Here is a 7,603-nt window from a genome sequence, read left to right as displayed (position 1 = left end):
TCTTTGATACCTTTAACTTCGATCTCTACGCGACGATCTGGTGCCAGGCAAGCGATCTGAGCTTTGGTAGCGCGGCCAGATTTGTAGCCACAGGTGTTGCCTGTAACTGCATCTGCTTCACCCATACCACGTGCAGAGATTTTGTCTGACGGGATGCCTTTGGAGACCAGGTAGTCAACAACGCTCTGTGCGCGTTGTTCAGACAGTTTCTGGTTGTACTGGTCAGAACCAACGGCGTCGGTGTAACCCAGAACAACTACGGAGCCGTCTTTAGGATCCATGGAGCTCAGCTGGGTGTACAGCTGATCCAGAGCCTGCTGGCCTTCTGCTTTCAGAGTAGATTTGTTGAAGTTGAACAGCACGTCAGACTTCAGAGTGAAACGCTTGGTTTCAACAACTGGAGCTGGAGCCGGAGCTGGTGCTGGAGCAACTACGTCATCCTGACCGAAGCGGTAAGAAACGCCCAGGCTCAGCATGGTGTTGTCTGGACGTGCGCCAACGGTACCTGCGTCACCGATGTTGCTTACGAACTGGTAATCCAGACGGGTAGCCCAGTTTTTGGTCAGTGCGTATTCAACACCAACAGCAGCCAGCGGAGAAACGCCGGTGTCGTGGTCGCTCAGACGCTGACCAGTACGGCCGTAGTTAGCTTTGGAGTCTGCACGCCATACCATACCACCCAGACGAGTGTAGATGTCCAGATCGTCAGCAATTGGGTAGCTCAGTTTAGCGGCCAGTTGAACGCCCTGCGCTTTGAAAGCACCGTTGTTCACGCTGCCTTTGTAAGGCATGCGGCCGAGCCAGTCATAGCCCAGCTCGAAGCCCAGGTATTGGTTTGCCTGGTAGCCCAGGAACGCGCCGGCACCCAGCTGATCTTTATGGGTTGGGCCGTTGCCGATACCGTTCTGGTAACCGTTGCCGTAGAAGCCAACGTCATGGTACTGGGACCAGCCCAGTTTAGCACCGGTGTACCAGGTGTTATCTTTTGGAGCGGCTTGCGCTACGGTAGCGAAACCTGCCAGTGCCACTGCTAATGCGATAGCTGTCTTTTTCATTTTGCGCCTCGTTATCATCCAAATAGGCAATGAGCTTTAAAGCTGTTTAAGCCCTTGGTTAAATTCCTTCGCCAAGGTTTAAGCCCTCGTTTGTTACTCGCCAGTTTTTCTGACGTTATAGAGCAACCTTGGCGATGTAAAGTCTACAACGTGGCGCGAAAGTTACAAGTGTGATGTGATAAGGCTCTAAAAAAAAACGCGGAATCGTACATATTTGCTAACATTCTTAGCCTAAAAAAACGGCGATTCATCGCGCGTTTTTGCCTGCCAAACCGCAGCCGGACTAGCTTTTTGCCTTCCCCCGCAAAGGTTCCGCTTAGGGGGTGCGAAAATGATGGGAAAAATCCTAAATTTACTTAATGATACAAAGAAGAGTGAATTTTTAGGGTGGAACAGTGTCCGTGAGTCGGGCTAATGTCACGTTGAGGGCGCATGATAAACCCATAGGCATTACCCAATTCTGCCGCACGTCTTAATTTTAGACGATCCTCCTCCGTTAGCTCGGGCAACCAGCCGAGAACCACGCTGTAATTTCCCGTTTGCAGCGCTTTTTCCATCGCCTCAACCGTATTCACCGGGCTGATTTGACTCAATTGCACCATTTTATCGACAGGCAGGCCGGATTGCTGCAGCCATTGCTTGCTTAATTTTTGCTGCGGCGTCAGCCACAGAAGCCAGCGAGACTGCTTGCCCAATTGCAGCAGCAGGGGCAACAGTAATTGAGCCACTGCGGGCTGGCGCTCGTTGTAAACAAGTTCACTGATCAAGCCATTCTCTTTGCCGATATCCGTGTTCTTCGCAACATTGCGCGTTGTATAAGAGCCATGGCCGAAATGAGGTTGGTAGAGTGATTGAGTACGCATAAAGTTCCCGCCCGTCGTGTTACTGTATGTTTATACAGTATCCCTGATTTAGGATAAGATCAACCCAAATTTTCGTAGCGGCTCGCATAATTGCGATCATTTTTTGTACCGACGATTTTTGTGATTGGCAGGCGGGCGGATAGTGCGTATTTTTCTAATTAGTTGTTCACGTTACTTTTTTCATTGATGAGAGAAATAATACGGCCAGAACCTAAAAAGGAGGAACGCTATGAAAAGGATGTCGACGAGAAGAATCGCGCAGGCTAAAAATTGCTTTGCGGCGCTGGGCACCATCACCACACGATCACAGTTTGGCGGCTATGGGCTGCTGGCTGAAGGGGTAATGTTTGCGGTGGTAGCGGAAGGTGAATTGTACTTGCGGGCTACGGCGAGCATGGAACCGGCCTTTCGCGCCCGGGGCATGGTCAATATGGTCTATTCCAAGCGCGGTGTGCCCATCACCTTGCGCTATTACTGGGTTGACGAGTCGCTGTGGCGGGAACGCAACGAGCTGGTAGGGCTGGCCTGGCAGGCTATCAGGGAAGCGCGCCGAGAACAGCGGCTCAAGGCCGGCGATCACGGCAGATTGAAGGCGTTGCCGAATATAGATGTCAACATGGAGCGCTTGCTATGGCGAGCGGGTATTCGCAATGCCTATGACCTGCGGCTGCATGGCGCTAAACGTAGCTATCTTCGCCTGCTGCAACAGCAGACCAATCTGGGTCTGCGCGTGCTGCTGTCGCTGGGCGGCGCGATAGCCGGTTATCATCAGGCGGCGTTGCCTACCGAATTGCGCAACGAACTGGTGCGCTGGTTCGATCATACGATGGCTATGCGTCGCCATGGCCATGAGCCAGTAGTTCAGGGCCCATCAAGCGGGCCCTGAGTAATTAGGTTGCCTTATTGATTTGGGTATGGAGTGCGGTGAGTTCCGGCAGCAGCTCGAGCATTAGCCCCACCTGCTGCAAGACCAACTGTTCTTTGCTTTCAGGTTCTGGAACGGCTTTGCGAATACGCTCCGCCAGCTGTTCCAGCGCTTGCGCAATGCGCTGGCTGTTCCGTTCTTCCTGATGCAAGGCGCCGTCCACGTAACACACGGCATCATTGAGCAGATCGAGTGTGGCAGGGGTATTCAACCGCTCGCGGTGCGCCCCCAACGCCGAGATATAACTCAGGAGAGTATGGTTCAGGCAGAGCAGACGGAAGGCGGCTTCCTGCAACGCCTTGTCGGCCTTGGGATCGGCGGACATGTTGGAGATGACCGAAGCCAGTTCGGCATCGCTGTTGTGGGCATCTCGCCGCGCGATGCGGTAAGCGAGCCCGTTATCCTTACCCTGATGATATTGCACCAGAATGGCGTCCAGATAGCGACAGTTGGCATTCAGCGTTTTATCCACCACCGCCGGCAGTTGGCGGAACTTCCAGTCCGGCCAGATAAAGCTGACCGCCGCCCAGGCGATGGCGCAACCCAATAAGGTATCGTAAACGCGCGGGGCTGCTACTTCGAAACCTTCACCCAACAGGTTAAAGCACAGCAACACAAGCAGCGTGATGAACATCGTTGCATGGGCATACTGTACGGTGCGAAAAGCGAAGAACAAGACACCGGTGATGACGATCAACACCAGTTGTCCTTCCACTGAAGGCACGAAATAGAGGATTGGCAGGCCGATCAGGATACCGGCCAGGGTGCCGATGATGCGCAGCGCCAGGCGCCGGCGGGTCGCGTTGTAGTTCGGTTGGCAGACAAACAGGCTGGTCAACAGGATCCAGTAACCGTGCTGCATGCCGGTGAGCTGGATGAAGGCGTAACCCACGCACAGCACTGCCGACATGCGGATGGCATGGCGGAACAGGGCCGACTGCGGCGTCAAATGGCGGCTGATGCGCAGTCGGATGTCGCTCCAGCCGGTTAAGCGATCGTCGGCCAGGCTGTTCTCTTCCGCCTGCCCGCTGGCCAGCGTCTGCTCTGACTCGATATTGGCCAGCTGCGCATCGATCGCATGCAGGTTTTTCAGCAGGTGCGCCAGCGCTTTGGTTTGCTCTGAATTGCCCTGGGTTTCGGCTATGCGCGCCAAGGCCTCCTGAATGCGGCTGAAGGCTGGCTCAAAACGCGGGTTGTGCTGGTATTTTTGCCGCAGCAGGATCGATTGTGCCAACTGGCGGCAGGCGCGCGCCTGCATGCTCAGCAAACGCTGGAAGCGGAATAAAATATCGCTGTGACGGAATTGCCGGCTGAGCGCGTGGTACTGAACGTGGGAAGAGCTGGCGCGTTCGTGGATATCCTGCGCGACAAAATAGTAGTGCAAGGTGCGGCGGGTGCCGCGCTGGCCGCGATCGCCTTTCAGGCGCGTCAGCAGCGAGGCTTTGGTCTGGTTCAGCAACGCGACCAACGCGCTGTTGGCCATCGCGACATCCATCCATGGCAGGTCGGCGGCGCGTTCGGCGTCGGGATCGAACAGATTGGCCTTGGCATCCAGATAGTTGGCCAGTTGATCGTAACAGCGCGCCAGGTTCTCTTGCAGCGGCCGGATAGGGAACAGCAGGTGGCCCGCCAGCGTCAGCAGGTTGTACCACAGCGCGCCGATCACCAGCAGCAGCGGTTGCTGATACCAGGCATCGTACATCGAGGTGCCGAGCATGGTGTAAACCGCGATCAGCAGTGCGCCGAAGGCGATGGTGGCGTAACGCTGCCCCAAGGCGCCCAGCAAGATAAAACCGCAGGTCGACGTGGTTAAGCCAAGGGCGAACAACCAGGGATAAGGGAACAGCAGCTCGATCGACGCGGAGGCAACAAAGAAGCACACCAGCGTGATCAGCAGGTTGCGTAACCTGCCGGCCAGGCGGTCGTCCAAATCGGTCAGTGCCGCTGCCACCACGCCCAGCGTCAGCGGGATAGTCAGCTTGGGAATGCCCAGCCACCAGGGAACGGCGGTGGTGCCGATCAGCGCAATAAGAATGCGCAGGTGATACAGCAGATTGCTGTTGTAGGTATAACGACGTACTGCGGGTGCAAAAGAGCGCACGAAAAACTCCTCAAACGGAGAAAAAATTAACGCTGATGATAGTGGCGGCGAGCATTCTCAATACGCGCTTGCTGAGCCATTTCTACCGAGACGACGCGGCGCCCCACCGGCCACAGCGCGATGGCGGCTATTTTGAAATTGGCGATACCGACCGGAATGCCGATGATTGAAACGCATTGCACGATACCGGCGGCGATGTGTGACAGGCACAGCCACCAGCCGAACAGCACTAGCCAAATAATGTTGAGCAGCGAGCCGCCGGCGGAGAGCAGCGCATTGCTTTTTTCCGGATACAGTTCATCGACGTGTATCGCTTCGTTGCCGAACGGCACCAGCGACAGCTTGGTGATTTCCCAACAGGAGCGGGTAAGCGGCAGTGTGATGACCAGCAGCACGCTGAACACCGTAGCAATAAGCCAGCCTAGCGTGGTGAAGAAACCGCCCAACACAAAATTAAGAATATTCAGTACAGTACGCATAGACGTCATTCTGCTCTAATGATAGCCAAACCGCGATGCGGGCGTATTCACGATAAAAACGCAAAATCTATTCTACCCTTTTTTTAGCGCTAGAGTGCCACTGCTTATCGCAGGTAAACTGGCAGATATCCGTTATTTACTCTCAACATAGTCATGGCGCGACGATATGGAACTTAAAGCGACATCGCTGGGGAAACACCTGGCTCAGCATCCTTATAACCGCGTGCGGTTGCTGCACGCCGGCGTTGAGGTGAGCGGGGAAAAACATGAATACCTGATCCCCTTCAATCAACTGATTCAGGTCAGGTGCAAGCGCGGCATCGTCTGGGGCGAGCTGGAATTTGAATTGCCGGACGAAAAAGTGGTGCGGCTGCACGGTACCGAATGGCAGGAAACGCAACGTTTTTATCACTATCTGCAGCAGGCGTGGCAGCAGTGGAGCGCTGAAATGAGTGAGGTCAGCGCCGGCGTGTTGCAACAGCAGGTGACACAGATTCAGCGCATAGAGCAGCAAGATAAATGGTTCAAAAAGTCTGAGCTGGGCAAGCTGCAACAGCAAATCCGTGAGGCTTTCTCCGCGCTGCCGATGCCGGTAGCGCGCCTGGATGAATTCGATAACTGCCGGGCCGATTACCATCTGTGTCTGCAATGGCTGCAGCAGGGGCAACGCAGCGTTGAACAACGCAACCGGCAGTGGATCGATCGCATGCTGGAGCAACATCACGACTTCTTCCAGACCGTCGAAAGCTCACCGCTCAATGACTCCCAGAGCCGCGCGGTGGTCAATGGCGAGGATTCCGTGCTGGTGTTGGCCGGCGCCGGCAGTGGCAAAACGTCGGTGCTGGTGGCGCGCGCCGGCTGGCTGCTGCGCCGTCAGGAGGCGGAACCGGGGCAAATCTTGCTGTTGGCGTTCGGCCGTCAGGCTGCCGGCGAGATGAACGACCGCATCAAAGAACGTTTGGGCGATGTCGGCATTCAGGCCAAGACTTTCCATGCCTTGGCGCTGCAAATCATTCAACAAGGCAGCCGCAAAGCGCCGGCCATCAGCCGGTTGGAAACCGATGCCAAAGCGCGCAAAGAGCTGCTGATTACCCATTGGCGCCAACAGTGCGCGGAGAAGAAAGCGCAGGCCAAGGGGTGGCGTCAATGGTTGACCGAAGAGCTGGAATGGGAAGTGCCGGAAGGCGACTTCTGGCAGGATAAGCGCCTGGCGGATCGCCTGGCAAGCCGGTTGGAACGCTGGTTGGGGCTGATGCGCATGCACGGCGGCAGCCAGGCGGAAATGATTGAGCAGGCGGATGAAGAAATCCGCGATCTGTTTTCAAAACGCATCCGGCTGATGGCGCCGCTGCTGAAAGCCTGGAAAAGCGCCTTGAAAGAGGAAGGGGCGGTGGACTTCTCCGGCCTGATCCATCAGGCAGTCAACATTCTCGACAAGGGGCGCTTCGTCAGTCCGTGGAAACATATTCTGGTCGACGAGTTTCAGGATATCTCACCGCAGCGTGCACTGTTGCTGGCGGCATTGCGCCGACAGAACAAGCAGACCTGCCTGTTTGCGGTGGGGGATGACTGGCAGGCGATTTATCGCTTCAGCGGCGCAGAATTGACGTTAACCACGGCCTTCGCCACGAACTTCGGCGAAGGCGCGCAGTGCGCGCTGGATACCACCTATCGCTTCAATGAACGTATCGGCGAGGTGGCCAACCGGTTCGTGCAGCAAAACCCGCACCAGCTGAAAAAACCGCTCAACAGCCTGAGCAAGGGCAATAAAAAGTCGGTGGCGATCCTGCCGCACGAACAACTGGAGCCCTTGCTGGATAAACTGAGCGGCTATGCCAAGCCGGATGAGCGCATCTTGGTGCTGGCGCGTTACCACCATCTGAAACCGGAAGCGCTGGCGAAAGCGGCCACCCGTTGGCCTAAACTGAATCTGGAGTTTATGACCATCCATGCCAGCAAGGGGCAGCAGGCGGAATACGTCATCATTGCCGGTTTGCATGAGGGGCGTGACGGCTTCCCCGCCGTGGCGCGCGAGTCGGTGTTGGAAGAGGTGCTACTGCCGCGGCCGGAGGATTTCCCGGATGCCGAAGAACGCCGTCTGCTGTATGTCGCGTTAACTCGAGCTAAACATCAGGTATGGCTGTTGCAGGATCGTGAACGCCCTTCGGTATTCGTTGAAC

The 7,603-nt window shown here is 55.9% G+C and carries 6 protein-coding genes; 2 read left to right on the top strand and 4 right to left on the bottom strand.

Going from position 1 to position 7,603, the window contains the following annotated elements; genetic code table 11:
* Both ompA and sulA read right to left on the bottom strand, forming a co-directional pair.
* Window positions 1–1,055: porin OmpA (gene ompA, locus ADK28_RS05885; RefSeq protein WP_048795148.1), on the bottom strand; the 1,055-nt coding region annotated here is incomplete at its 3' end.
* Between the two features lie 356 nt (window positions 1,056–1,411).
* Entirely contained in the window at window positions 1,412–1,918 is a 507-nt protein-coding gene (gene sulA, locus ADK28_RS05880) for an SOS-induced cell division inhibitor SulA (protein ID WP_015377359.1), read from the bottom strand.
* Between the two features lie 229 nt (window positions 1,919–2,147).
* On the opposite strand from sulA, the gene ADK28_RS05875 reads away from it, so the two are divergent.
* On the top strand, window positions 2,148–2,804 hold the full coding sequence (locus tag ADK28_RS05875) for a TfoX/Sxy family DNA transformation protein (protein WP_048795147.1): 657 nt from the start codon (window positions 2,148–2,150) through the stop codon (window positions 2,802–2,804).
* Between the two features lie 4 nt (window positions 2,805–2,808).
* Here ADK28_RS05875 and yccS read toward each other — a convergent pair whose 3' ends face one another.
* On the bottom strand, window positions 2,809–4,944 hold the full coding sequence (gene yccS / locus ADK28_RS05870; RefSeq protein WP_033640795.1) for a YccS family putative transporter: 2,136 nt from the start codon (window positions 4,942–4,944) through the stop codon (window positions 2,809–2,811).
* Between the two features lie 26 nt (window positions 4,945–4,970).
* Complete coding sequence (locus ADK28_RS05865) at window positions 4,971–5,423, bottom strand: YccF domain-containing protein (protein ID WP_004928120.1); 453 nt, start codon at window positions 5,421–5,423, stop codon at window positions 4,971–4,973.
* A 166-nt stretch (window positions 5,424–5,589) separates the two neighbouring features.
* Here ADK28_RS05865 and helD point away from each other — a divergent pair.
* A partial coding sequence (gene helD, locus ADK28_RS05860; RefSeq protein ID WP_048795146.1) for a DNA helicase IV occupies window positions 5,590–7,603 on the top strand: 2,014 nt, incomplete at its 3' end.

The organism is Serratia sp. 506_PEND (assembly GCF_001076875.1).
GTDB classification, from domain to species: domain Bacteria; phylum Pseudomonadota; class Gammaproteobacteria; order Enterobacterales; family Enterobacteriaceae; genus Serratia; species Serratia marcescens.
Note: the sequence above shows the minus strand (reverse complement) of the source record. Positions and strands in the feature narration are given on the sequence as shown.